Origin of the sequence: Streptomyces spinoverrucosus (genome assembly GCF_015712165.1) — a bacterium.
In the GTDB taxonomy this organism is placed as follows: Bacteria; Actinomycetota; Actinomycetes; order Streptomycetales; family Streptomycetaceae; genus Streptomyces; species Streptomyces spinoverrucosus_A.
In genome coordinates this window covers 2,014,380-2,038,463 of the sequence record NZ_JADPZX010000001.1, presented here as the reverse complement: position 1 = coordinate 2,038,463, position 24,084 = coordinate 2,014,380, and the positions used below count along the sequence as shown (strand labels likewise).

General features: G+C 70.5%; 19 protein-coding genes and 1 riboswitch. Of the genes, 10 read left to right on the top strand and 9 right to left on the bottom strand.

Annotated elements, in window-relative coordinates; translation table 11 throughout:
- The first annotated feature begins 7 nt into the window (after window positions 1–7).
- From I2W78_RS09150 to I2W78_RS09140, 3 genes are all read left to right on the top strand, one after another.
- Window positions 8–895 (top strand): FadR/GntR family transcriptional regulator, encoded by an 888-nt coding sequence (locus I2W78_RS09150; RefSeq protein WP_196458563.1) that lies wholly within the window; start codon window positions 8–10, stop codon window positions 893–895.
- Window positions 896–1,332: 437 nt separating this feature from the next.
- Window positions 1,333–2,874: an RNA polymerase sigma factor gene (locus I2W78_RS09145; protein WP_307783647.1), complete on the top strand. Its 1,542-nt coding sequence runs from the start codon at window positions 1,333–1,335 to the stop codon at window positions 2,872–2,874.
- 180 nt (window positions 2,875–3,054) lie between these two features.
- Complete coding sequence (locus I2W78_RS09140) at window positions 3,055–3,891, top strand: S1 family peptidase (protein WP_196458559.1); 837 nt, start codon at window positions 3,055–3,057, stop codon at window positions 3,889–3,891.
- 116 nt (window positions 3,892–4,007) lie between these two features.
- Here the strand turns inward: I2W78_RS09140 and I2W78_RS09135 are convergent, their stop codons facing one another.
- The gene (locus I2W78_RS09135) at window positions 4,008–4,238 is read right to left on the bottom strand and encodes a DUF7455 domain-containing protein (RefSeq protein WP_171114502.1); all 231 of its coding nucleotides are present in this window, start codon (window positions 4,236–4,238) and stop codon (window positions 4,008–4,010) included.
- 442 nt (window positions 4,239–4,680) lie between these two features.
- Here I2W78_RS09135 and I2W78_RS09130 point away from each other — a divergent pair, with 442 nt between their 5' ends.
- Window positions 4,681–6,804, top strand: a complete 2,124-nt coding sequence (locus I2W78_RS09130) for a DNA gyrase/topoisomerase IV subunit B (RefSeq protein ID WP_196458557.1) — start codon at window positions 4,681–4,683, stop codon at window positions 6,802–6,804.
- 521 nt (window positions 6,805–7,325) lie between these two features.
- On the opposite strand, the gene I2W78_RS09125 is transcribed toward I2W78_RS09130, so the two are convergent.
- From I2W78_RS09125 to I2W78_RS09110, 4 genes are all read right to left on the bottom strand, one after another.
- Complete coding sequence (locus I2W78_RS09125) at window positions 7,326–8,006, bottom strand: response regulator (protein WP_196458555.1); 681 nt, start codon at window positions 8,004–8,006, stop codon at window positions 7,326–7,328.
- The gene (locus I2W78_RS09120; protein WP_196458553.1) at window positions 8,006–9,676 is read right to left on the bottom strand and encodes an ATP-binding protein; all 1,671 of its coding nucleotides are present in this window, start codon (window positions 9,674–9,676) and stop codon (window positions 8,006–8,008) included. Before I2W78_RS09120 ends, I2W78_RS09125 begins: the two co-directional genes overlap by 1 nt.
- A 91-nt stretch (window positions 9,677–9,767) precedes the next feature.
- Complete coding sequence (locus tag I2W78_RS09115; RefSeq protein ID WP_196458551.1) at window positions 9,768–10,727, bottom strand: sucrase ferredoxin; 960 nt, start codon at window positions 10,725–10,727, stop codon at window positions 9,768–9,770.
- Window positions 10,728–10,781: 54 nt separating this feature from the next.
- Entirely contained in the window at window positions 10,782–12,038 is a 1,257-nt protein-coding gene (locus I2W78_RS09110; protein WP_196458549.1) for a citrate synthase, read from the bottom strand.
- A 99-nt stretch (window positions 12,039–12,137) separates the two neighbouring features.
- Between I2W78_RS09110 and I2W78_RS09105 the strand changes: the two genes are divergently transcribed.
- Window positions 12,138–13,304 carry a citrate synthase/methylcitrate synthase gene (locus I2W78_RS09105; protein WP_196458548.1) on the top strand — a complete coding sequence of 389 codons (1,167 nt, stop codon included), beginning with the start codon at window positions 12,138–12,140 and terminating at the stop codon, window positions 13,302–13,304.
- A gap of 211 nt (window positions 13,305–13,515) precedes the next feature.
- Here I2W78_RS09105 and I2W78_RS09100 read toward each other — a convergent pair whose 3' ends face one another.
- Together I2W78_RS09100 and I2W78_RS09095 are read right to left on the bottom strand one after the other, a co-directional pair.
- Window positions 13,516–13,755, bottom strand: coding sequence for a hypothetical protein (locus tag I2W78_RS09100; protein ID WP_196458547.1), 240 nt, complete (start codon window positions 13,753–13,755; stop codon window positions 13,516–13,518).
- Window positions 13,756–13,972: 217 nt separating this feature from the next.
- Window positions 13,973–14,533: a DUF6082 family protein gene (locus I2W78_RS09095; RefSeq protein WP_196458546.1), complete on the bottom strand. Its 561-nt coding sequence runs from the start codon at window positions 14,531–14,533 to the stop codon at window positions 13,973–13,975.
- Window positions 14,534–14,853: 320 nt separating this feature from the next.
- On the opposite strand from I2W78_RS09095, the gene I2W78_RS09090 reads away from it, so the two are divergent.
- Complete coding sequence (locus tag I2W78_RS09090) at window positions 14,854–15,930, top strand: CobW family GTP-binding protein (protein ID WP_196458545.1); 1,077 nt, start codon at window positions 14,854–14,856, stop codon at window positions 15,928–15,930.
- Window positions 15,931–15,933: 3 nt separating this feature from the next.
- On the opposite strand, the gene I2W78_RS09085 is transcribed toward I2W78_RS09090, so the two are convergent.
- Window positions 15,934–18,396: a DNA gyrase/topoisomerase IV subunit A gene (locus tag I2W78_RS09085; protein WP_196458544.1), complete on the bottom strand. Its 2,463-nt coding sequence runs from the start codon at window positions 18,394–18,396 to the stop codon at window positions 15,934–15,936.
- Window positions 18,397–18,715: 319 nt separating this feature from the next.
- Between I2W78_RS09085 and I2W78_RS09080 the strand changes: the two genes are divergently transcribed.
- The 4 genes from I2W78_RS09080 (at window position 18,716) to I2W78_RS09065 (ending at window position 23,495) form a co-directional block, all read left to right on the top strand.
- Entirely contained in the window at window positions 18,716–20,089 is a 1,374-nt protein-coding gene (locus tag I2W78_RS09080) for a M16 family metallopeptidase (protein ID WP_196458543.1), read from the top strand.
- Window positions 20,086–21,474 (top strand): M16 family metallopeptidase, encoded by a 1,389-nt coding sequence (locus I2W78_RS09075; RefSeq protein ID WP_196458542.1) that lies wholly within the window; start codon window positions 20,086–20,088, stop codon window positions 21,472–21,474. The genes I2W78_RS09080 and I2W78_RS09075 overlap by 4 nt, the downstream gene beginning before the upstream one ends.
- 202 nt (window positions 21,475–21,676) lie before the next feature.
- Window positions 21,677–21,842: riboswitch (cyclic di-AMP (ydaO/yuaA leader) on the top strand.
- A 12-nt stretch (window positions 21,843–21,854) separates the two neighbouring features.
- Window positions 21,855–22,619: a M23 family metallopeptidase gene (locus I2W78_RS09070; RefSeq protein ID WP_196458540.1), complete on the top strand. Its 765-nt coding sequence runs from the start codon at window positions 21,855–21,857 to the stop codon at window positions 22,617–22,619.
- Window positions 22,620–22,799: 180 nt separating this feature from the next.
- Window positions 22,800–23,495 (top strand): GntR family transcriptional regulator, encoded by a 696-nt coding sequence (locus I2W78_RS09065; protein WP_196458537.1) that lies wholly within the window; start codon window positions 22,800–22,802, stop codon window positions 23,493–23,495.
- Window positions 23,496–23,663: 168 nt separating this feature from the next.
- Here I2W78_RS09065 and I2W78_RS09060 read toward each other — a convergent pair whose 3' ends face one another.
- Complete coding sequence (locus I2W78_RS09060) at window positions 23,664–23,945, bottom strand: HPr family phosphocarrier protein (RefSeq protein ID WP_196458535.1); 282 nt, start codon at window positions 23,943–23,945, stop codon at window positions 23,664–23,666.
- Window positions 23,946–24,084: the final 139 nt, after the last annotated feature.

Below are 24,084 nucleotides of genomic sequence, written 5' to 3'. Positions count from 1 at the left end.
AGGATCCGTGAGTACCCTTGCGCACACCATGATGACCTCCGCCCGCTCCGCCGACTCCGGTCTCGTCGGCCCGGGCGAACTCGACCGCTACCCCTACGCCGAGGCCCCCGGCCCCGACCGTGTGGGCGCCCCCGCCTGGGAGGGCGCGGACCCCGAGCTGGGCCGTGTGGGCCGACGCGCCGCGGGCAGCCGTGGCCGCGGACTGCACGGCCAACTCGTACAGCAGCTGGGACAGATGATCGTCTCCGGCGACCTGGGGGCCGACCGCCCCCTGGTGCCCGAGGAGATCGGCCAGCGCTTCGAGGTCTCCCGCACCGTCGTCCGCGAGTCGCTCCGCGTCCTGGAGGCCAAGGGCCTGGTCAGCGCCCGCCCGAACGTCGGCACGCGCGTGCGTCCCGTCAGCGACTGGAACCTGCTCGACCCCGACATCATCGAATGGCGGGCCTTCGGTCCGCAGCGCGACGACCAGCGCCGCGAACTGAGCGAGCTCCGCTGGACCATCGAACCGCTCGCCGCCCGGCTGGCCGCCGGGCACGGCCGCGAGGACGTCCAGCAGCGGCTGTCCGACATGGCCGAGATCATGGGCCATGCCATGGGGCAGGGTGACGCGATCACCTTCTCCCGCGCCGACGCCGAGTTCCACTCGCTGCTCATCCAGATCGCGGGCAACCGCATGCTGGAGCACCTCTCCGGCATCGTCTCCGCCGCGCTCCAGGTCTCCGGCGGTCCGGTCACCAGCTGTGACCGGCCGAACGAGACGACCCTGGCGCACCACGTCCGGATCGTCGACGCCCTGGCGACCGGCGACGGCGGGGCCGCCGAGGCGGCCATGCGCCAACTGCTCACCGTCCACCCCGAGGTGGAGCGCGTGGTACCGGCGCCGCGCGAGCACTGACCGCGCACGGCCGTTGTGTCGCGGTCGGGAGGTGCCCGAGGTGTCCCCTTCCCCGGCACCGCTCGACCGGCGGTTCGTCCTCCGTCGGGCCCCGCAGGTTTCTTCTCGATCTGCGGGGCCCGACGGTGCGACGACAGGTGGGTACGGTTCGGAGCGGTACGACTCGGAGCCCTGGGTGACCACCTATGCCCGTGTCTGACCGCTTTTGAGCGCTTACGGGGTGTGACTCGGGCCACGCGGATTGGGCGTAACGCTCGTGGAAAGAACGCGATGACCTAAGAGGTGACAGCCGAGAAGGGAACACGGACGCCATGCAAGGCGTTGTGCTTCTTCCCGGCCCCCGCCCGCGCCGTCGGCCCATCCCCAAGCCGGTGGTCGGCTCCTGTCCGCCGTGGACGGGGCCGGAAGTCGTTTTCCAACGTTCCGAGAGGTTGTTCGTGTCGGCCAGCACATCCCGTACGCTCCCGCCGGAGATCGCCGAGTCCGTCTCTGTCATGGCGCTCATTGAGCGGGGAAAGGCTGAGGGGCAGATCGCCGGCGATGACGTGCGTCGGGCCTTCGAAGCTGACCAGATTCCGGCCACTCAGTGGAAGAACGTACTGCGCAGCCTCAACCAGATCCTCGAGGAAGAGGGTGTGACGCTGATGGTCAGTGCCGCAGAACCCAAGCGCACCCGCAAGAGCGTCGCAGCGAAGAGTCCGGCCAAGCGCACCGCCACCAAGACGGTCGCGGCAAAGACGGTGGCCACCCGTAAGGCCTCCGCCACCACAGCCGCCCCGGCCGCGGCCGCCGTCGACGATCCGGCCGAGGAAGCCGCACCCGCGAAGAAGGCCGCTGCCAAGAAGACGGCCGCCAAGAAGGCGACCGCGAAGAAGACCGTCGCGGCCAAGAAGACGGCCGCGCCCAAGAAGACCGATGGCAAGAAGGACGACGCCGAGCTGCTCGACGAGGAGGTGCTGGAGGAACCCAAGGGCGCCGCGGAGGAGCCCGAGGGTACCGAGAGCGCCGGCTTCGTCCTGTCCGACGAGGACGAGGACGACGCGCCCGCCCAGCAGGTCGCCGCGGCCGGCGCCACCGCCGACCCGGTCAAGGACTACCTGAAGCAGATCGGCAAGGTCCCCCTGCTCAACGCCGAGCAGGAGGTGGAGCTGGCCAAGCGCATCGAGGCGGGTCTGTTCGCCGAGGACAAGCTGGCCAACTCCGACAAGCTGGCGCCCAAGCTCAAGCGCGAGCTGGAGATCATCGCCGAGGACGGCCGCCGCGCCAAGAACCACCTGCTGGAGGCCAACCTCCGTCTGGTGGTCTCCCTGGCCAAGCGCTACACCGGCCGCGGCATGCTCTTCCTGGACCTGATCCAGGAGGGCAACCTCGGTCTGATCCGCGCGGTCGAGAAGTTCGACTACACCAAGGGCTACAAGTTCTCCACGTACGCCACCTGGTGGATCCGTCAGGCGATCACCCGCGCGATGGCCGACCAGGCCCGCACCATCCGTATCCCGGTGCACATGGTCGAGGTCATCAACAAGCTCGCGCGCGTGCAGCGTCAGATGCTCCAGGACCTGGGCCGCGAGCCCACCCCGGAGGAGCTGGCCAAGGAACTCGACATGACCCCGGAGAAGGTCATCGAGGTCCAGAAGTACGGCCGCGAGCCCATCTCGCTGCACACCCCGCTGGGCGAGGACGGCGACAGCGAGTTCGGTGACCTCATCGAGGACTCCGAGGCCGTCGTCCCCGCCGACGCCGTCAGCTTCACGCTCCTCCAGGAGCAGCTGCACTCGGTGCTCGACACCCTGTCCGAGCGCGAGGCGGGCGTCGTCTCCATGCGCTTCGGTCTCACCGACGGTCAGCCGAAGACCCTCGACGAGATCGGCAAGGTGTACGGCGTCACGCGTGAGCGCATCCGCCAGATCGAGTCCAAGACCATGTCGAAGCTGCGCCACCCGTCCCGTTCGCAGGTGCTGCGCGACTACCTCGACTAGGTCGCCGTACGACAGTGAAGGCCCGGTCACCCGAAAGGGTGCCGGGCCTTCGTGCTGGGCCGAGCAGGTTCGGGCCTGCTGGACCGAGCGGTTTCAGGGCTGCTGGGCTGAGCGGGTGCGGGCCGTAGCCGCCTGAATCACTCTGGGTGTCTCACAAACATCCCAGAGTGAGGAGCACGCATGCGTCGTCGCACTATACGGGCGCTGGCCCGGCCGCTGGTCCTGGCGGCCGCAGCGGCCGCGATACCGCTGGTCACCCCCACCACCGCCGCCGCGGACGGCATCGTCGTCGGCGGCTTCCCGATCGACTCCGCCGACAGTCCCTGGACGGTGGCGTTGGCCAGCCGTGACCGGTTCGGAGGTACGAGGTCGGGGCAGTTCTGCGGTGCGGTCGCGGTGGGCCGGACCACAGTCCTGACCGCTGCGCACTGCCTGGGCGAGGACGTCCTGGGGACGTCGCCGGGCAAGGTACGCGATCTCAAAGTCGTCACGGGCCGCACGGATCTGCGCTCGGCCGACGGCCAGGAGATCTCCGTCCGCGAGACATGGGTCAATCCCGCATACGACGGCGTCAGCAACGCCGGGGACTTCGCGGTGCTCACCCTCGCCGAGAACCTTCCGGACAAGGCCGTGATCGCAATGGCCGCGGCGGGCGATCCCGCGTACGCGGCGGAAACGGCTGCCACGGTCTACGGCTGGGGCGATGTCACCGGCGCCGGCGACTACCCGTACCACCTGCGGGCGGCAAGCGTGCGCGTACTGCCGGACGCGCTCTGCGAGCAGGCGTATCCGGGCAGTGCCGACGGCACGTATCGCGCGGACTCCATGCTGTGCGCGGGGGAGCGGGTGGGGGGCCGGGACGCCTGCCAAGGGGACAGCGGAGGCCCGCTGGTCGCCCAGGGGCGGCTGATCGGCCTCGTGTCCTGGGGGAGCGGCTGCGGGCGCCCTGGCAGCCCGGGCGTCTACACGCGTGTGTCCGACGTCATCCGGAAGCTGGGCTGGGACCGCCCCACATGAGGGCCGCAAGCACGCGCCGACGGCAGTAGCCGACGAGGACGGGCGGCCGGCCCTGACAGCAGGGCCGGCCGCCCGTTCACCGGTCTGTACCGGGCGCTCGTCGTAGACGCGAGGCGTCAGCGCTCTTCTTCGGAAGCGGTGTTGGGAACGGCCGTCAGCCGCTCCGTCTCGTCCTGTATCTCAGCGGCGATCTTCTTGAGTTCCGGCTCGAACTTGCGGCCATGGTGCGCGCAGAAGAGCAGCTCTCCGCCGCTGAGCAGGACGACGCGCAGGTATGCCTGGGCGCCGCAGCGGTCGCAGCGATCAGCGGCCGTCAGCGGGCTCGCGGGGGTCAGAACAGTAGTCACGTCGCCTCTTCTCTAGCTCGACGAGCTGTCGTACCAGGGTCAACATCCAACCAGCCCGAAAACGTTCCCGCTCGTGGCTTTTCCTCGAAAAAAATCTTCCGAGGCGGCTGTCTGCTGCCGGTTGGCGGCGAATGTGCCGTATTACGTGTCTGTGTGTCTTACGGGTTCGCGCAGTCTGTCAGTGTCGGTCCTCCCCGGCTGGCTTGCCGGTTGTTCATGAGGACGTGCCCGGAGCCTAAATGGTTCATGCCTCGAAGGGAACGTGATATGTGCTTCACTCCAACGAGGGATCGAACACGTATGCGATCGTGGACTAGTCTGAGTTTCGGACGAGGGTGGCGTTACAACGGCTCTACCAGGCCTCGGTACCCTCTGAGCGGCAACCGAAGCCGCGCCCATACCCAGATGGGCCCCACGTAAAATTCAGCGAGGAGCGAACCGCGTGACCGCCGAGACGTCCGTGCCGTCCACAGCGCTGCTGGCAGGAGCAGACCGGGACGGTTCCAACTACACCGCGCGGCACCTGCTCGTCCTGGAGGGGCTGGAGGCCGTCCGTAAGCGCCCTGGCATGTACATCGGCTCGACGGACAGTCGCGGCCTGATGCACTGCCTGTGGGAGATCATCGACAACTCCGTGGACGAGGCCCTCGGCGGGTACTGCGACCACATCGAGGTGATCCTGCACGACGACGGCTCGGTGGAGGTGCGCGACAACGGCCGGGGCATCCCGGTCGACGTCGAGCCCAAGACCGGCATGTCCGGCGTCGAGGTCGTCATGACCAAGCTGCACGCCGGCGGCAAGTTCGGCGGCGGCTCGTACGCCGCCTCCGGCGGTCTGCACGGCGTGGGCGCCTCCGTGGTGAACGCCCTGTCCGCGCGGCTGGACGTCGAGGTCGACCGCAGCGGCCACACCCACACCATCAGCTTCCGGCGCGGTGTCCCCGGTGCCTTCGCCGCGCTGGGGCCGGACGCGAAGTTCGAGGCCAAGGGCGGCCTGCGCAAGGCCAAGAAGATCCCCAAGACCCGCACCGGCACGCGCGTGCGGTACTGGGCCGACCGCCAGATCTTCCTCAAGGACGCCAAGCTCTCCCTGGAGAACCTGCACCAGCGCGCCCGCCAGACCGCGTTCCTCGTCCCCGGCCTGACCATCGTCGTCCGGGACGAGTACGGCCTCGGCGAGGGCGGCAGCAAGGGTGAGGAGTCCTTCCGCTTCGACGGCGGCATCAGCGAGTTCTGCGAGTTCCTGGCCACCGACAAGCCGGTCTGCGACGTCCTGAGGTTGTCCGGCCAGGGCACCTTCAAGGAGACCGTGCCGGTCCTGGACGAGCACGGGCAGATGACCCCCACCCAGGTCACCCGCGAGCTCGACGTCGATGTCGCCCTGCGGTGGGGCACGGGATACGACACGACCCTGAGGTCGTTCGTGAACATCATCGCCACCCCCAAGGGCGGTACCCACGTCGCGGGCTTCGAGCAGGCCGTGACCAGCACGCTCAACGAAGTGCTGCGCGCCAAGAAGCTGCTGCGCGTCGCCGAGGACGACATCGTCAAGGACGACGCCCTGGAAGGCCTCACGGCGGTCGTCACCGTGCGTCTCGCCGAGCCGCAGTTCGAGGGCCAGACGAAGGAGGTCCTCGGCACCTCGGCGGCCCGCCGCATCGTGAACACCGTCATCTCCAAGGAGCTGAAGGCGTTCCTGACCTCGACCAAGCGCGACGCCGCCCAGCAGGCGCGGGTCGTCATGGAGAAGGCCGTCGCCGCGGCCCGTACGCGCATCGCGGCCCGTCAGCACAAGGACGCGCAGCGCCGCAAGACCGCCCTGGAGTCCTCGTCGCTGCCGGCCAAGCTCGCCGACTGCCGCAGCGACGACGTGGACCGCAGCGAGCTGTTCATCGTCGAGGGTGACTCCGCGCTCGGCACCGCCAAGCTCGCCCGGAACTCCGAGTTCCAGGCCCTGCTGCCGATCCGCGGCAAGATCCTCAACGTCCAGAAGTCGTCCGTGACGGACATGCTCAAGAACGCCGAGTGCGGCGCGATCATCCAGGTCATAGGGGCGGGCTCGGGCCGGACCTTCGACCTCGACGCGGCCCGCTACGGCAAGATCATCATGATGACCGACGCCGATGTGGACGGCTCCCACATCCGCTGCCTGCTCCTGACGCTCTTCCAGCGCTACATGCGCCCCATGGTCGAGGCCGGCCGGGTGTTCGCCGCGGTGCCGCCGTTGCACCGGATCGAGATCATCCAGCCCAAGAAGGGCCAGGACAAGTACGTCTACACGTACTCCGACCGGGAACTGCGCGACAAGCTCATGGAGTTCCAGAGCAAGGGCATCCGCTACAAGGACTCGATCCAGCGCTACAAGGGTCTCGGTGAGATGGACGCCGACCAGCTGGCCGAGACCACCATGGACCCGCGCCACCGCACCCTGCGCCGCATCAACCTCTCCGACCTGGAGGCCGCTGAGCAGGTGTTCGACCTGCTGATGGGCAACGACGTCGCCCCGCGCAAGGAGTTCATCTCCAACTCGGCGGCGACACTGGACCGCTCGCGCATCGACGCGTAGGCGCAGGGCCTGGGCCAGGGGCGCGGCCACCAGCGGCCGAGTCACTTGACGGGGTGAAGAGCGGGAAGAAGAAGTGTCACGGATCCTCCCGCTCTGTCCATGCTTGGCCATGCACGCAAGCAAGGGTCGCCCCGGACGGTAAGACGACCACTGGTACGACGCCCTGGCCTCCGGCTGGGCGAGCCGACCGGTCCGACGGCGCCCGTGAGCCCCGCCCGTGACGAGGCCGACGACGTCTACCTCGGGCCTACGCCCGGCACGCGCGGCTGCGCCGCGACCGGGCAGCGCTCGAACTGCGCTGGGGCACCCAGGAACTGACGCGGAACCCGGGCCTCGTCTCGATCCCCCTGGGCTTCCTGGCGGGCCGGCTCGGCACGGTCACCTCGGGGGAGGCACCTGACGCCGCCAAGTACGCGGAGACGCAGGTGCGGGCGCTGACGAGGGCGGGAGCGGCGTAGGTAGGGCCTGTCGTTCGGATCACGCCGGCGTCGCGGGCCGACGTGCCCTGGCGGGGCCGTGGCTCAGCTGCGGGTCGCCCACACGTAACGGTGTTCCGGGCGGCCCGCGTCGCCGTACTTGAGGGTCAGCGTGGCCCGTCCCGTGCGCTCCAGGAGCTTCAGATAGCGCTGGGCGGTCTGGCGGCTCACCCCCGTCCGTTCGGCGATCTCCTGGGCCGACAGGGGGCCTTCCGCGTTCATCAGGGACTGCCGTACGAGTTCGGCGGTGGTGGGCGAGTGGCCTTTGGGCAGGTCCGGCTCCGAAGTCGCCGACAGCGCGCCGAAGATGCGGTCCACCTCCGCCTGTTCCGCCTCGCCGCCGCCGTCGAGGGTGCGGCGCAGCTCGGCGTACGCCTCCAGCTTGGCGCGCAGCCCCGCGAAGGCGAAGGGCTTGACGAGGTACTGCAGCGCGCCCTGCCGCATCGCCGCCTGTACGGTTGAGATGTCACGCGCTGCCGTGACCATGATCACATCGGTCTGGTGGCCGCGTCGGCGCATCTCCTGGACGACCGCGAGGCCCGTCTCGTCGGGCAGGTAGTGGTCCATGAGCACCAGGTCCACGTGCGGCAGCACCTCCAGCTGGCGCAGTGCCTCCGCCGCGTTGTGCGCCTCCCCGGCGACATGGAAGCCCCGCACCTTCTCGACGTACGCGGCGTTCACGCGCGCGACCCTGGTGTCGTCGTCCACGACCAGGACCTCGATCATCACGCCTCCTTCTCGGGCGTCGGCTGAGCCGACGGGACGGTGAGGGCCGGCTCCGCGCCCGGTTCGGCCAGGGCGTCGGGCAGGACGACGGTGAACTCCGCGCCGCCACCGGCGGCTTCGCCCGCCGTCGCGGTACCGCCCTGCCGTTCCGCCAGCCTGCGGACCATCGCGAGCCCTATGCCCCGCTTCCGGTGCGCGGGCGGCTTCTTGGTGGACCATCCGTCGGTGAAGATCAACTCCCGGAGCTCGGCCGGGATTCCAGGACCGGTGTCCCGTACCGCGAGCACGGCGGTACGACCCTTGGTGTACAACTCGACCTCCACGCGCGCGTGCGGCGTGCCCGCGGCCGCGTCCAGCGCGTTGTCCACCAGGTTGCCCACGATGGTGACCAGCCCCCGGGCGTCGACCAGCCGGTCCGGCAGGCTCGTACGGCCCGACAGGCGCAGGGCGACGCCCCGCTCGGCGGCGACGGTCGCCTTGCCGACCAGCAGCGCGGCGAGCAGGGGGTCCTGGATCTTCTCGGTGACCTGTTCCGCGGTGGCTCGGTGATCGCCGACCACCTCGCCCACGAACTCCACCGCGTCGTCGTACATCTCCAGCTCCAGCAGGCCCAGGAGCGTGTGCATCCGGTTGGCGTGCTCGTGGTCCTGCGCGCGCAGGGCGTCGATCAGGCCGCGCGTCGAGTCCAGCTCCCGGCCGAGCTGCTCCAGCTCGGTGCGGTCGCGCAGGGTGGCGACGGCGCCGCCGTCGTCGGTGGGCATGCGGTTGGCGACCAGGACGCGCTGGCCGCGCACCGTGAGCAGGTCGGTACCGGTCACCCGGCCGGCCAGGACGTCGGCCGTGCGTCCCGCGCCGAGCGCCTCGTCGGGGGAGCGGCCCACGGCCTCGTCCCCGATGCCCAGCAGGCGCTGCGCCTCGTCGTTGAGCAGCCGGACCCGGCCCGTGCGGTCCAGCGCGACGACGCCCTCCCGGATGCCGTGCAGCATCGCCTCCCGCTCCGCGAGCAGCCCCGCGATGTCGGAGAACGCCAGGTCCCGGGTCTGCCGCTGTACCCGCCGGGAGATCAACCAGGCGGCCAGCGCCCCGACAGCCAGGGCGCCGCCGGCGTACGCCAGCAGCTCCGGGATCGCGTGGATCAGCAGCGCGCGCACGCTGTCGTACGCGATCCCCACCGAGACCGCCCCGACGATCTCCCCGTCACCGTCCCGCAGCGGCACCTTCCCGCGCGCGGAGCGGCCCAGGGTGCCCTCGTCGATCTCCATGACCTCCTGGCCGGCGAGCGCGTCGCCGGGGTCGGTGGAGACGTGCTTGCCGATCCGCGAGGGCTCGGTGTGCGACCAGCGCACGCCCCGGCGGTCCATCACCACGACGTACTCGGCCTGCGTGGCCCGCCGGATCCGCTCCGCCTCCCGCTGGACGGGCCCGTCGGGCGTCGCGGGCGTGGTCCGGAGTTCTTCGGCGAGCTGCGGCTGTGCGGCGGTGGTCTGGGCGATGGCGAGCGCGCGACGCATCGCCTGGTCGTCCAGCTGGTCGCTCAAGGGTGCGAGGAACAGCCCGGTCGCGAGCACCGCGACTCCCGCGGCGATCGCCACCTGCATCATCAGCACCTGCGAGAACACCCGGCGGGGGAGACCGAGGCGCAGGCGGCGGGCGGGGGGAGTGGGGCTCATACCCATGAAGGTACGTGGGGGAGCGGGGTGTGCCGTAGAGGGGTGTGGCGGATCTCCTGGTGGGTACCGGTGTGCTCCACGCCGGGCGGCGTCAGCTCGCCAGTGCGCTCGGCCTGAGTTCGTGCACCGCCACCACGTCCATTCGCGCCGGGGCGCCCAGGATCGACGTGCCGCAGCTCTCCGCGCGCGGGGGCAGCGACGCACTCTGGGCGACGATCACTCGCCAGTGGCGTCCGTCCGCGTGGGCGACGATCACCTCCCAACGCGGTGCCGCGTCATCCGTTCGTACGGTGTTCTCGGTCCGTACGACGCTCAGAGCGTCCGCCGCGTACTCGCCGACGGCCGCGCGCACGGCCAGCTCGGCCGCCTGACCGGGCCGCTCCCAGGCAGAGCGGCCGCGGCACCCCTCCAGGACGATCCGGCGCTCCTGGACGCCGTGCAGGACGTCCTTGATGGTGTGGGCCTCGGCGCGGCCGTACGCGTAGCCGTACGGCAGCACGAGCACCGTCGGCGAGAAGCGATGACCCCCCAAATGGGTGACCTCCCAGATGCCTCCCGTCCCGGACGCGGCGAGCTCGGTCGCCAGGGGGCGCCCCAGGAGGGCGCAGCAGCGGTCGCGCTTGCCGTTGGTGCAGACGAGGGCGAGTGGGTCGCCGGTGTGGGGGCGCCCCTGCATCGTGGCGTCGAAGGTGTGGTGGTCACCCATGCCGAGGGCGGTGAAGTCGAGGCCGAGCAGTTGCGTCGGGTCGTCGGTCCTGGTGGCGTGCACCCAAGCGTTGCCGGGCACGGTGTGCGCCGCGTACACCTGGCGCACGGTGGGCGTGCCGCAGTCGGCGTGGCGCCCGGGGCGGCGGATGAGCGCGACGCGTACGCCCGTGCCCTTCGCGGCCGCCTCCAGGGCCCGGCCCAGTGCGGGGTCCAGGTGGCTCGAAGTGAGCGCCCTGGCGCCCCACGGACCCGGCTGTTCCACCAGGAGCCAGGTCCTGGCGGTCGCAGCGGTTCCGGAAACGGGCTCGTCGAGGTCCCGCGAGACGGTTGCACACCTACTCACAGAGGTGAGCCTAACCTGACTTTGTCCGGGGTGACTTCCGGACGTCCCTGTGTCCTACTCCGGCAGGGGCTGTGGCGGCCGCGGGCCCACGTACTGGCCGCTGGGCCGCATCCGTAGGGGCCGCTCCGCGTACTCCTCCAGGGCGTGGGCGATCCAGCCCGCCGTACGGGCCACCGCGAAGATCGTCTCGCCTGCGGTGGCGGGCATCCCGCAGGACGCGGTGAGCACGGCGAGCGCCAGGTCGACGTTGGCGTGCAGCGGGGTGTGCCGGGCGGCGGTGGCCACGACGTCCCGTGCGGCGGCCAGGGCGGGCTCGGCGTCGGGCATCGCCTCCAGGAGGGCGAACAGGGCACGCGCGCGCGGGTCCTCACCGGAGTACAGCCGGTGGCCGAGGCCCGGGATACGGCGGCCGGCCCGCAGCTCCGCCGCGATCACGGGCGCCGCGTCGCCCTGGTCCAGCACCTCCATGAGTATCCGGTGGGCGAGCCCGCTGGCCGCGCCGTGCAGGGGGCCCTCGATGACGCCGAGCCCGGCGGAGACGGCCGCGTAGGCGTGCGCACGGGCCGACGCCGCCACGCGCACGGCGAGCGTCGAGGCGGCCAGGTCGTGGTCGACGAGCAGGCCGAGCGCCGTGTCCAGGGCGCGCAGCGAGGCGTCGTCCGGGTCGCGCGGGCTGAGGCGCCCCCAGAGGCGCTGGGCCAGGGGGCCCTGGTCGCGGTGCGTGTACCGCACCGGGGGCAGGGCGGCGACGAGCGTGGGGATGAGCACGCGCGCGGTGCCCAGGACGGCGTCCTCGGAGAGGTCGAAGCGCAGTGGGTCCGCGCTGGCGGCGGCGACGGCCGCGACGCGCAGCCGGTCGGTGGGACCGCTGTGCTCGGGCAGCGCGTCGACCGCCCGACGTGCGACGGCGACGGAGTCCTTGGGCGCGGTGAAGGTGATCCCGGGGCGCAGCTGTCCGGTCCACAGCCACTCGGCGATCTCCTCGTAGCTGTGGCGGGCGGCCAGCTCGGTCGCGTCGACGCCCCGGAAGTAGTACCGGTCCTTGTCGATCAGCGTGATGCGGGTGCGTACGGCCATGTCGGTGCCCGGGGCCGAACTCCCGGCGCTCTCCCGCCTGTTGCGCCGGGCGAGCGCCTCCACCTCCGCGGCGTCGAAGGTGCTGCCCCGGCCGCCGGGCGTGCGGTGGCTGCTGAGCTGGCCGCGGCTCACATAGGCGTAGACGGTCTCCGCCTTCACGCCGAGCAGTTCGGCGGCCTCTTTGGTGCTCAGTCGCCGACCGGGTGGGACGTGGCCGGGTTCTTGATCGCGCATGGGGGTCACCGTAGCGGTCTGGATGGCATATTGACTCAATCAATATTGACAGAGATCCAGTCAACCATGGACAGTCACATCAAGTCCAGGGAGGAAATCATGTCCGTCAACAGGTCCGCATCCATTCCTGTCGACGTGCCGCGGGGACTCGCGGGCGTCGTCGTGACCGACACCGAGATCGGTGACGTACGGGGTCTTGAGGGCTTCTACCACTACCGGCAGTACTCGGCCGTCGAACTCGCGCAGACCCGCCCCTTCGAGGACGTCTGGCATCTCCTGGTCCACGGCGAACTGCCGGACGCCGCGAGCGCGGCCGCCTTCACCGCCGGCACCGCGGCGCTGCGGCGGCTGCCCGACGAGGTGTCGGCGGCGCTGCCCGCCATCGCGGCGGCCGGCGGACGCTTCGGCCCCCTCGCCGGGCTCCGCACGGCGCTCTCCCTGCTGGGCGCCGCGCAGGGCTTCCGACCTCTGTACGACATCGACGCGGACCGGCGGCGCGAGGACACGCTCGTGGCGACCGCGGCCGTACCGACCGTGCTCACCGCGCTGCACCGGCTGGGCAAGGGGCTGGCTCCGGTGCCGCCGCGCGAGGACCTGTCGTACGCCGCGAACTACCTGTTCATGTTGACGGGCGAGGAGCCGGATCCACAGCGCACGCGTGCGGTCGAGCAATACCTGATCTCAACCATTGATCACGGATTCAACGCATCAACCTTCACGGCGCGGGTCGTCGCGTCCACCGGCGCCGACGTGGCCGCATGCCTCGTGGGGGCGATCGGAGCGCTCTCGGGTCCGCTGCACGGAGGTGCGCCGAGCAGGGCGCTGGACACCCTGGACGCGATCGGCACGGTGGACCGTATCGACCCCTGGATCCGGGAACGCGTTCTCGCCGGCGACCGCATCATGGGTTTCGGGCACCCCGTCTACCGCACGGAGGACCCGCGCTCCCGCATGCTGCGCGGCATCGCCCAGCAGTTCGGCGGGCCGCTGGTCGACTTCGCGATGGAGGTCGAGCGCCGGGTGGAGGCGATCCTCGCCGAGCTCAAGCCGGGCCGCGAACTGCACACCAACGTCGAGTTCTACGCAGGCGTCGTCATGGAACTCTGCGGCCTGCCCCGGGAGATGTTCACCCCGACCTTCGCCGCGGCGCGGGCGGTCGGCTGGAGCGCCAACATCCTGGAACAGTCCCAGGACCCGAAGATCATCCGACCTGCGGCGCGGTATGTGGGGCCGGGGGCGCCGGTGAGGGTGCCGGAGGCGGCCTGAGCGGACGTGCGGTGACAGATGAGGTCCGGCACCAGATCTGGTGCCGGACCTGAGGGGATGGCGTCAGGCTAGGGCTGCGGTGGTGGCGGCTGATCCGGAGGCGGTTCTCCGGGCCGCGGCCTGAAGGTGTTGACCAGGGCTGCGATTCCGGCGAGCAGACTGCCCGCCGCACCGACAAGCGTCGCTATGGTGACGAGATCCATGGGGTCACTCACACATCAGGAATGTCGGGCTTTGCGCGAATCAGCGTTTCGCGGGTGATGACGACGATGCGCTCGTAGTCGGCACGAGAGGCGTCGGAGGGCAGATCCGGGGCGAGTGAGTCCGTGGCGTCCCTGCCGATGACGGCGAAGTTTCCGTCGGCCAATTCGAAGATGTCAGGGCAATTGCCTCCTCCAGTGCTTCCTCGCTGGCTTGGAGGTACACCGATCCGACGGATGATCTGACTCACTGTTTGTTCCCTTTGGTCCACGACTGAAGAGGGGTGCACTACGGCAGCTGGTGCGAAGGCAGCCTTGTGGGTGCACTCGTCGTCCGGCAGCGTGAGCGACGCTTGTGGGGTCGCTCTGCACGATCAGGCGTGAGTCAACCCCAATGGCGTCAGGGACAACTGAACTCTTCACAGGTTCGTTATGGCCCGGGTGTGTGATTTCTGGGGGTGCGCGTGGCTACTCCGTCGGCGGCTCCCCAACCACCCACCATTCCTCCGTGTCCGCCTCTTCCAGTTGCCGAAGAAGGTCGTCCACCATGTGCCCCAACTCGGCCTCGTCGGAGTCCTCGGGCAGGGTGGCGCGCTGACCGCGGGTCGCGAACCAGTACTCCCGCATCACCGGGGTCTGCAGAAGTCCACGGGCATGCCCGAAGAACTCCTCACGACTGAGGTTGCCGATGCGGTAGTAGAAGAGCAGGTTCGTGTAGACAGCATTGGCGAAGAGGTACTGGCGCCGCTCCAGCGGCGATGCCGGCACTTCGAAGATGTCCAGTACCTCGGCCAGTTCCGGGCTGTCGATCGCCTTGCTGAGCAGTTCCCAGTGCAGACGCTGCTGGTTGGCGAGGTTGGCGTGCCGGTGTGTGTGAGCCACCTGTGCTTCCAGGCGGTCGAGTCGTTCCCGCACGCCGTTCAGCGTGCGGCGTTCCGCGGCCAGCGCGGCGAGGGCTCCTGCCAGCAGGCCCAGCCCCGCTGCCGCCGCGGTGCCCAGCCCCCGTGTCCTGGTCTTCCGTGTGGCCATGTCAACCCCCGATTCAGGCGGCCGTCCGCCGGTCGTCGGGGTGCGGGTCGACGGGAGGGGACCGGCGAGCGGTGGGCGGCGCTTGCCGTCTCCCAGGGTGCCGAGCGGCTCTGATCGGCTGGGAGGCGGAGAGGAGGCGCACGGAAGGAAGCGAGGGTCGCACGAACCGGCGCCATGCCCAACGTCTGCCCCGCCCGTGCTGCTAACAATCGTTCACTTCGCGGAGATTCCGCGTGCTCGTATCCTGGCCCGGCATGCAAGTTCCGTAGGTGCGCCGGGCTGTGAACCGGTGTGCGCGTAGGCGTGAGAGAGGTCGTACGGTGGGCCAGAGCCCGAGTCGCCGGCAGATCCCGGTCGTCGTACTCGCCGGATTCCTGGGCTCCGGCAAGACCACGTTGCTCAACCACCTCCTGCACCGCAGCGGAGGCAGCCGCATCGGCGCCATCGTGAACGACTTCGGGGCCATCGAGATCGACGCCATGGCCGTGGCGGGAGCGCTGGGGGACTCCACCGTCTCCCTCGGCAACGGCTGCCTCTGCTGTGCCGTCGACGCCAGTGAGCTGGACGTCTACCTCGAACGGCTGGCCGACCCCGGAACCGGCATCGACGTCATCGTCATCGAGGCCAGCGGACTCGCCGAGCCCCAGGAACTGGTGCGGATGGTGCTGGCCAGCGAGCATCCGGGCATCGTGTACGGCGGGCTCGTCGAGGTCGTCGACGCCGCCGAGTTCGACGACACACGCGCGAAGCATCCCGAGATCGACCGGCACCTCGCCATCGCCGACCTCGTCGTGGTCAACAAGACCGACCGGGCGCCGGACGCCGAGCAGGTCCTCGCCCTCGTCCGTTCCCTCACCGACCGCGCCGCCGTCGTCCCGGCGACATACGGCCGTGTCGACCCCGACTTCCTCTTCGACTGCCGGCCCTCGCGGGAGCGCATCGGGCAGTTGTCCTTCGACGACCTGCACGACGATCACGATCACGATCACGAACACGGCGGTCATCTGCACACCGCCTACGACAGCCTCTCCTTCGTCTCCGACGTGCCTCTCGACCCCCGCCGCTTGATGACGTTCCTCGACAGCCGGCCCGAGGGGCTCTACCGGATCAAGGGGTACGTCGACTTCGGCCCGCACGACCCGCGCAACCGGTACGCCGTGCACGCCGTCGGTCGGTTCCTCCGCTTCTACCCGGAGCCCTGGCGTCCGGACGGCGAACGCCTCACCCAGCTCGTCCTCATCGGCTCCGGCGTCGACGCCCCCGCCCTCGACAAGGAACTCGCGGCGTGCAGAAGCGACACCCCACACGCCGATGAGCTCGGCATGTGGGGCGTCCTGCGCTACGTACCGGACGTACGGGATCCGGACGAGCCGGATCCCGAGGATCCCCCGGTCTAGATCTCAGGCCCAGACCGGCCCCGCCACCGCCACCACCGGCTTCGCCAGGGACACGCCCGAGCCGTCGCGGCGCGGGTCGATCTCGGGGAGGTCGGTCGGCGAGCCGTTCTTCTGCGTGGCCCGCGCCGGAACGGGGCCCGCCCAGGCGAAGGACAGGCAGTCCTCGCCCTTCAGGAACCGCTGGCAGCGCACACCGCCGGTCGCGCGGCCCTTGCGCGGGTACTGGTCGAACGGGGTCACCTTGGCGGTCGTCTGCACGGAGTCGTCCAGCGTGCCGCGCGAGCCCGCGACCGTGAAGACGACCGCGTCGGCCGCCGGGTCCACCGCCGTGAAGGAGATGACCTTGGCACCTTCGGCGAGCTTGATGCCCGCCATACCGCCCGCCGGCCGGCCCTGGGGGCGGACCTGCGAGGCCTGGTAGCGCAGCAGCTGCGCGTCGTCCGTGATGAAGACCAGGTCCTCCTCACCCGTGCGCAGCTCGACCGCGCCGACGATCCGGTCGCCCTCCTTGAGCGTGATGACCTCCAGCTCGTCCTTGTTGGCCGGGTAGTCCGGGACCACACGCTTGACGACGCCCTGCTCCGTGCCCAGCGCGAGGCCCGGGGAGGACTCGTCGAGCGTGGTCAGGCAGACCACCGTCTCGTCGTCCTCCAGGGAGACGAACTCGGCGAGCGGCGCGCCCCCCGAGAGGTTCGGCGCGGACGTCGGCTCCGGGAGCTGCGGCAGGTCGATGACGTTGATCCTCAGCAGCCGGCCCGCCGAGGTCACCGCGCCCACCTCGCCACGGGCCGTGGCCGGCACCGCCGAGACGATCACGTCGTGCTTGGCGCGCTTGGCGGCGGCGTCCTCGGGGAACGGCTCGGCGTTCAGCGTGCGGGCCAGCAGCCCCGTCGAGGACAGCAGGACCCGGCACGGGTCGTCCGCCACCTGGAGCGGAACGGCTGCCACCGGGGCGGCTCCCGACTCCAGCAGGACCGTACGCCGCTCCGTGCCGAACTTCTTGGCCACCGCCGCCAGTTCGGCGGAGACCAGCTTGCGCAGCTCGGCGTCCGACTCCAGGATCCGGGTCAGCTCCTCGATCTCCGCGGTGAGCCGGTCCTTCTCGGCGTCCAGCTCGATACGGTCGTACTTGGTCAGGCGGCGCAGCGGGGTGTCCAGGATGTACTGCGTCTGGACCTCGCTCAGCCCGAAGCGCTCGATCAGGCGCTCCTTGGCCTGCGCGGAGTTCTCGCTGGAGCGGATCAGGCGGATCACCTCGTCGATGTCCACCAGAGCCGTGAGCAGGCCCTCCACCAGGTGCAGCCGGTCGCGCCTCTTGCCGCGGCGGAACTCCGAGCGGCGGCGCACGACCTCGAAACGGTGGTCGAGGTAGACCTCCAGGAGCTCCTTCAGGCCCAGGGTGAGGGGCTGGCCGTCGACCAGGGCGACGTTGTTGATGCCGAAGGACTCCTCCATCGGCGTCAGCTTGTACAGCTGCTCCAGGACCGCCTCCGGCACGAAACCGTTCTTGATCTCGATGACCAGGCGCAGCCCGTGCTCACGGTCGGTGAGGTCCTTGACGTCGGCGATGCCCTGCAGCTTCTTCGAACCGACCAGGTCCTTGATCTTGGCGATCACCTTCTCCGGGCCGACCGCGAAGGGCAGCTCGGTGACGATCAGGCCCTTGCGTCGCGCCGTGACGTCCTCCACGGTCACGGTCGCCCGCATCTTGAACGTGCCGCGGCCCGTCTCGTACGCGTCTCGGATCCCGGCGAGGCCGACGATCCGGCCGCCGGTGGGCAGGTCGGGCCCCGGGACGTGCCGCATCAGGGCGTCGAGATCGGCGTTCGGGTGCTTGATCAGGTGGCGGGCGGCCGCGATCACCTCGCGCAGGTTGTGCGGCGGCATGTTCGTGGCCATGCCGACCGCGATCCCGGACGAGCCGTTGACCAGCAGGTTCGGGAAGGCGGCGGGCAGGGCCACCGGCTCCTGCTCCTGGCCGTCGTAGTTGGGCGCGAAGTCGACCGTGTCCTCTTCGATCGACTCCGTCATCAGGCTCGTGGCCTCGGCCATCCGGCACTCGGTGTACCGCATGGCGGCGGGCGGGTCGTCGTTGCCCAGCGAGCCGAAGTTGCCGTGGCCGTCGACCAGGGGCACCCGCATGGAGAACGGCTGGGCCATGCGCACCAGGGCGTCGTAGATCGACGCGTCGCCGTGCGGGTGCAACTTACCCATGACCTCGCCGACCACGCGGGCGCACTTCACATAGCCGCGGTCGGGGCGCACGCCCATCTCGTTCATCTGGTACACGATGCGGCGGTGCACCGGCTTGAGACCGTCACGCGCGTCCGGCAGGGCTCGGGAGTAGATGACCGAGTACGCGTACTCGAGGAAGGAGCCCTGCATCTCGTCCACGACGTCGATGTCGAGGATCCGCTCCTCGTACGAGTCGTCGGGCGGCGGGGTCTTCGTGCTGCGGCGGGCCATCGCTGCCGGCTCCTCCTGTTTTCTGTTCGTTCGCCCACGGGGCGCTCAGGTCCCTGCGGCTCACTCTTGCTGAAGCGTGAACGGCGTCTGACGCGACCATTGTGGACCGCGCCACTGACAACGCGGACCCTGGATCCGACGTCGGCCGCCCGGCCCCGCGCTGTCCCGCAGGCTACGCCCTCACTGCGGGCGACCCGGTCCTCGCTCCGGGCGGACGCGCTCCGGGAACTTCACACCAGGTCCGCACGCTTGCATACAGTGGCAGGACTGGCAGGAAATTCCGCGGTTTCCCGACCGCCCCGCGATCGAAGGGACGTACATGCCCATGGGTCACACGGCCACAGCCGAGGCAGGCTCCGGCGGCCTGACAGCGACTGAGCACCGCCTGGAAAACGGCCTGCGCGTGGTGCTCTCCGAGGACCACCTGACCCCGGTCGCGGCGGTGTGCCTCTGGTACGACGTCGGCTCGCGCCACGAGGTCAAGGGACGCACCGGTCTGGCTCACCTTTTCGAGCACTTGATGTTCCAGGGCTCCGCCCAGGTCAAGGGCAACGGACACTTCGAGCTGGTGCAGGGCGCGGGTGGCTCGCTCAACGGCACCACCAGCTTCGAGCGCACCAACTACTTCGAGACCATGCCCACCCATCAGCTGGAGCTCGCCCTCTGGCTGGAGGCCGACCGCATGGGCTCCCTGCTCGCCGCCCTGGACGACGAGTCCATGGAGAACCAGCGGGACGTCGTCAAGAACGAGCGCCGGCAGCGCTACGACAACGTCCCCTACGGGACCGCCTTCGAGAAGCTCACCGCCCTCGTCTACCCGGAGGGGCACCCCTACCACCACACGCCGATCGGCTCCATGGCCGACCTGGACGCGGCGACCCTGGAGGACGCGCGCGCGTTCTTCCGCACGTACTACGCGCCCAACAACGCGGTGCTCTCGGTCGTCGGTGACATCGACCCGGTGCAGACGCTGGCCTGGATCGAGAAGTACTTCGGCTCCATCGCCTCGCACGACGGCAAGCCCGCCCCGCGCGACGGCTCGCTGCCCGAGATCATCGGCGGGCAGCTGCGCGAGATCGTCGAGGAGGAGGTCCCGGCGCGCGCCCTGATGGCCGCCTACCGGCTCCCGCACGACGGCACGCGCACGTGCGACGCGGCCGACCTCGCGCTGACCATCCTCGGCGGCGGCGAGTCGTCCCGCCTGTACAACCGGCTGGTACGACGGGACCGTACGGCGGTCGCGGCCGGGTTCGGCCTGCTGCGGCTGGCCGGAGCGCCTTCCCTGGGGTGGCTGGACGTGAAGACGTCCGGGGACGTCGAGGTGCCGGTCATCGAGGCCGCCATCGACGAGGAGCTCGCCCGGTTCGCCGAGGAGGGCCCGACGGCCGAGGAAATGGAGCGCGCCCAGGCCCAGTTGGAGCGTGAATGGCTGGACCGGCTCGGCACGGTCGCCGGCCGCGCCGACGAACTGTGCCGGTACGCCGTGCTGTTCGGCGACCCGAAGCTCGCCCTCACGGCCGTCCAGCGCGTGCTCGAAGTGACGGCCGAGGAGGTTCAGGAGGTCGCCAAGGCCCGCCTGCGGCCCGACAACCGCGCGGTGCTGGTCTACGAGCCCACCGCCCCCGAAGCCACCGACGACAGCGACGGCGCCGAAGCCGCCGCCACCGACGACACCGAGGAGGCTGCCCAGTGACCGAGCTCGCCACGATGGACTTCCACCCCCAGCCGCAGGCGGGCGAGGCCCGCCCCTGGGCCTTCCCGGCCCCCACGCGCGGGACGCTCGACAACGGCCTGACGGTCCTGCGCTGCCACCGCCCCGGCCAGCAGGTCGTCGCCGTCGAGGTGCTCCTCGGCGCGCCCCTGGACGCCGAGCCGGCCGGCCTCGACGGCGTCGCCACGATCATGGCCCGGGCCTTCTCCGAGGGCACCGACAAGCACTCCGCCGAGGAGTTCGCCGCCGAGCTGGAGCGCTGCGGCGCCACCCTCGACTCGCACGCCGACCACCCTGGCGTCCGGCTGAGCCTGGAGGTCCCGGCCTCCCGCCTGTCCAAGGCCCTGGGGTTGCTCGCCGACGCCCTCAGGGCGCCCGCGTTCGCCGACAGCGAGGTCGAGCGGCTGGTCCGCAACCGCCTGGACGAGATCCCGCACGAGCTGGCCAACCCCGCCCGGCGGGCCGCCAAGGAGCTCTCCAAGGAGCTGTTCCCGGCGACCTCGCGCATGTCGCGTCCGCGCCAGGGCACGGAGGAGACGGTCCAGAAGATCGACTCCGCCGCCGTGCGCGCCTTCTACGAGCGGCACGTCCGCCCCGCCACCGCCACCGCCGTGGTCGTCGGCGACCTCACCGGCGTGGACCTCGACGCGCTGCTCGGCGACACCCTGGGCGCCTGGGCGGGCTCCCAGGCGCAGCCGCGGCCCGTGCCGCCGGTGACCGCCGACGACACCGGCCGCGTGGTCATCGTGGACCGCCCCGGCGCCGTCCAGACCCAGCTGCTGATCGGCCGCGTCGGCCCCGACCGGCACGACCGCGTGTGGCCGGCCCAGGTGCTCGGCACGTACTGCCTGGGCGGCACCCTCACCTCCCGTCTGGACCGCGTCCTGCGCGAGGAGAAGGGCTACACCTACGGGGTGCGCTCGTTCGGCCAGGTGCTGCGCTCCACCTCCGACGGCACCGGCGCCTCGCTGCTCGCCATCAGCGGTTCCGTCGACACGCCGAACACCGGCCCCGCGCTGGAGGACCTGTGGACGGTGCTGCGCAGGCTCGCCGCCGAGGGCCTCACGGACGCCGAGCGGGACGTCGCCGTGCAGAACCTCGTCGGTGTGGCGCCGCTGAAGTACGAGACCGCGGCGGCCGTGGCGGGCACCCTGGCCGACCAGGTCGAGCAGCACCTGCCCGACGACTACCAGGCGACGCTGTATCAGCAGCTCGCCGCGACCGGGACGGTGGAGGCCACCGCGGCCGTCGTCAACGCCTTCCCGGTGGACCGTCTGGTGACGGTGCTCGTCGGTGACGCGGCGCAGATCAAGGCGCCCGTCGAGGCGCTCGGCATCGGCGAGGTCACCGTCGTGACGGCCGAGTAGAGGCCGCCGAACGGCACGCGCGCGTAGGGGCCCTGGTGACGGATCCGTCACCAGGGCCCCTTTATGTCCGAATTGGGGGAGAGGTTGCCTGTCTGACCTGTGGGATGCGCTACAAACCCCCTGATGCGTTTGGGGATTGAAAGACGTCCCGCTTAGCGTCTTCCGGGCTGTCCGTCAGGCAGTGCGCCGCGCCCGCGGCACCGGACAGCCATCGCCGAGTCCCCGTACGGCGCGAGCCAGGGGAGCCGGGGACCCAATCGTGCAGTCCCTGGGGTGAATCGGACGCCCGCGCGCAGCGAGGGCGTCCGTAGGAGACCTTCCTGCTCCGAACCCGTCAGCTAACCCGGTAGGCGAGAGGGAAGGAAAGGACCAGCCACTACATGGCGTTCACGCGCGCCACCGGGAAGCATCGTCGTCCCAGCCGGATGAAGCGCACCGCCGCCCACGCGACGGGCGTCGCGGCGCTCACCACGACCGGCGTCATCGGCACCCTGGCCGTTCCCGCGCTCGCCGCCGAGCCCGCGGCCGAGCAGACCGGCCTGCTCCCGGTGATCACCATCGGCGACTCGGTCGCCGAGCAGATAGACGCCCAGGCCGCCGCTCAGGAGCAGGCCGCGGCGGAGGCCGCCGCCGAGAAGAAGGCCGAGGCGGCCGCCAAGAAGCGCGCGGAGGAACGGGCCAAGGAGGCGCGCGAGGCCAAGGAGCGCGCCGCCCGCGAGGCCGAGCGCAAGCGTCTCAACACCTATGTGGTGCCGATCAGCGGCTCCTACGTCTCCACCGGCTACCAGGCCGGCGGCTCCCTGTGGTCCTCCGGCAGCCACACCGGTGTCGACTTCCACGCCGCGAGCGGTACGCCCGTGCACGCGGTCGGCTCCGGCACCGTGGTCGAGGCCGGCTGGGGTGGGGCGTACGGCAATCAAGTCGTGATCAAGATGAACGATGGTACGTACACCCAGTACGGTCACCTGTCGTCCGTCGCGGTCTCGGTGGGCCAGACGGTCACCCCGGGGCAGCAGATCGCCCTGTCCGGCGCCACCGGCAACGTCACCGGAGCGCATCTGCACTTCGAGGCCCGGACAACCGCGGAGTACGGCACGGACATCGATCCGGTCGCCTACCTCCGCTCGCACGGCGTCTCCGTCTGACAGCGGATCAGCCCGCGGCCCCGGCTCACGAGCCGGGGCTTTCGGCGTTTCGTACGCCTGTATGTCCAAAAAATATCCATGGATTCCGGCCCGCCATCGGAAATTCCGGCTCATTGCAATAGAGTCACGGAACACACGTCAATCGTCGACGTTTCACGGGGATTAAGGCGGAGGTCGGTCATGCGTATTCCGGCGCACTCGGTGTGCACGGCGATCCGGGACGACATCGTCGCGGGTGTCTACGAGCGTGGCGGCCGGCTCACCGAGGAACTCCTCGCGCGCCGCTACGGCGTCTCGCGCGTCCCCGTCCGGGAGGCCCTGCGCACGCTGGAGGCCGAGGGCTTCGTGGTGACCCGGCGGCACGCGGGCGCGTGCGTGGCGGAACCGACCGAGCAGGAGGCCGCCGACCTGCTGGAGATGCGCATGCTGCTGGAACCGCTCGGCGCCTCCCGGGCCGCCCAGCGGCGCACCGAGGCCCATCTGAAGGTGCTGCGCGGCCTGGTCCGGCTGGGCCAGGAGCGGGCCAGGCGGGGCAACAGCGAGGACCTGCGCTCCTTGGGCGGCTGGTTCCACGAGACGCTCGCCCAGGCCTCCGGCAGCCCCGCGCTGATCGCCATGCTGACCCAGCTGCGGCACAAGATCGCCTGGATGTACGCGGTGGAGGCGCCGGTCAGCCCCATGGAGTCGTGGACGGAGCACGGCGCGATCGTGGACGCGGTGGCGCGCGGCGACAGTGAGCGCGCCCGGGCGATCACGGCGCTGCACACCGAGCGTGCGACCGGCGCGCACCGGCTCCGTTTTTCCGGCAACGGGGACCGCGCGGACCGTGTGAGGACTTCGCAACATCCCGTAAACATGTCGGGCCTGCGGCATTAACACGGGCACCGTATACAAAGAAGTGATATTCGGTGGCGGTGTATTTCCGCTGCCCTTTTTCGGTGTGCTCTGAATTCCCGTGACCGCGGCCGTGAAAACCCGACCGAACGGCGAGGCCGCGCCGCCCGGAAATGGGCGACGCGGCCTGAAGGAATGCCGTGAGCCGGCTCAGACGGTCTCGGGGAGCTCCTCGAGGCCCTCGGAGACCAGCTTGGCCAGCCGGTCGAGCGCGGTGTCGGCGCCGTCGGCGTCGGAGGTCAGGACGATCTCCTCGCCACCCTGGGCGCCCAGACCCAGGACGGCCAGCATGGAGGCCGCGTTGACGGGGTTGCCGCCCGCCTTGGCGATCGTCACCGGGACGCCTGCGGCCGTGGCGGCTCGGACGAAGATGGAGGCGGGGCGGGCGTGGAGGCCCTCGGCCCAGCCGACGTTGACGCGGCGCTCAGCCATGTGATGCTGCCCTTCAGGTGTTCAGGGTTGTCTAGACCAGTTTCCCATATCGTGAAGCATGCCCGGACGGGTCGTTCGTCCCGTCCGGAAGTGGCACCGGACCGCGGCCTCGGTCCGGCGTTCGTCCTTCCACAGACTG

Coding starts and splice junctions, on each gene's coding strand:
- I2W78_RS09140 (WP_196458559.1), top strand. CDS start 3,055: ATGCGTCGTCGCACTATACGGGCGCTGGCCCGGCCGCTGGTCCTGGCG.
- I2W78_RS09125 (WP_196458555.1), bottom strand. CDS start 8,006: ATGATCGAGGTCCTGGTCGTGGACGACGACACCAGGGTCGCGCGCGTG.
- I2W78_RS09120 (WP_196458553.1), bottom strand. CDS start 9,676: ATGAGCCCCACTCCCCCCGCCCGCCGCCTGCGCCTCGGTCTCCCCCGC.
- I2W78_RS09110 (WP_196458549.1), bottom strand. CDS start 12,038: ATGCGCGATCAAGAACCCGGCCACGTCCCACCCGGTCGGCGACTGAGC.
- I2W78_RS09105 (WP_196458548.1), top strand. CDS start 12,138: ATGTCCGTCAACAGGTCCGCATCCATTCCTGTCGACGTGCCGCGGGGA.
- I2W78_RS09095 (WP_196458546.1), bottom strand. CDS start 14,533: ATGGCCACACGGAAGACCAGGACACGGGGGCTGGGCACCGCGGCGGCA.
- I2W78_RS09085 (WP_196458544.1), bottom strand. CDS start 18,396: ATGGCCCGCCGCAGCACGAAGACCCCGCCGCCCGACGACTCGTACGAG.
- I2W78_RS09080 (WP_196458543.1), top strand. CDS start 18,716: ATGCCCATGGGTCACACGGCCACAGCCGAGGCAGGCTCCGGCGGCCTG.
- I2W78_RS09070 (WP_196458540.1), top strand. CDS start 21,855: ATGGCGTTCACGCGCGCCACCGGGAAGCATCGTCGTCCCAGCCGGATG.
- I2W78_RS09065 (WP_196458537.1), top strand. CDS start 22,800: ATGCGTATTCCGGCGCACTCGGTGTGCACGGCGATCCGGGACGACATC.
- I2W78_RS09060 (WP_196458535.1), bottom strand. CDS start 23,945: ATGGCTGAGCGCCGCGTCAACGTCGGCTGGGCCGAGGGCCTCCACGCC.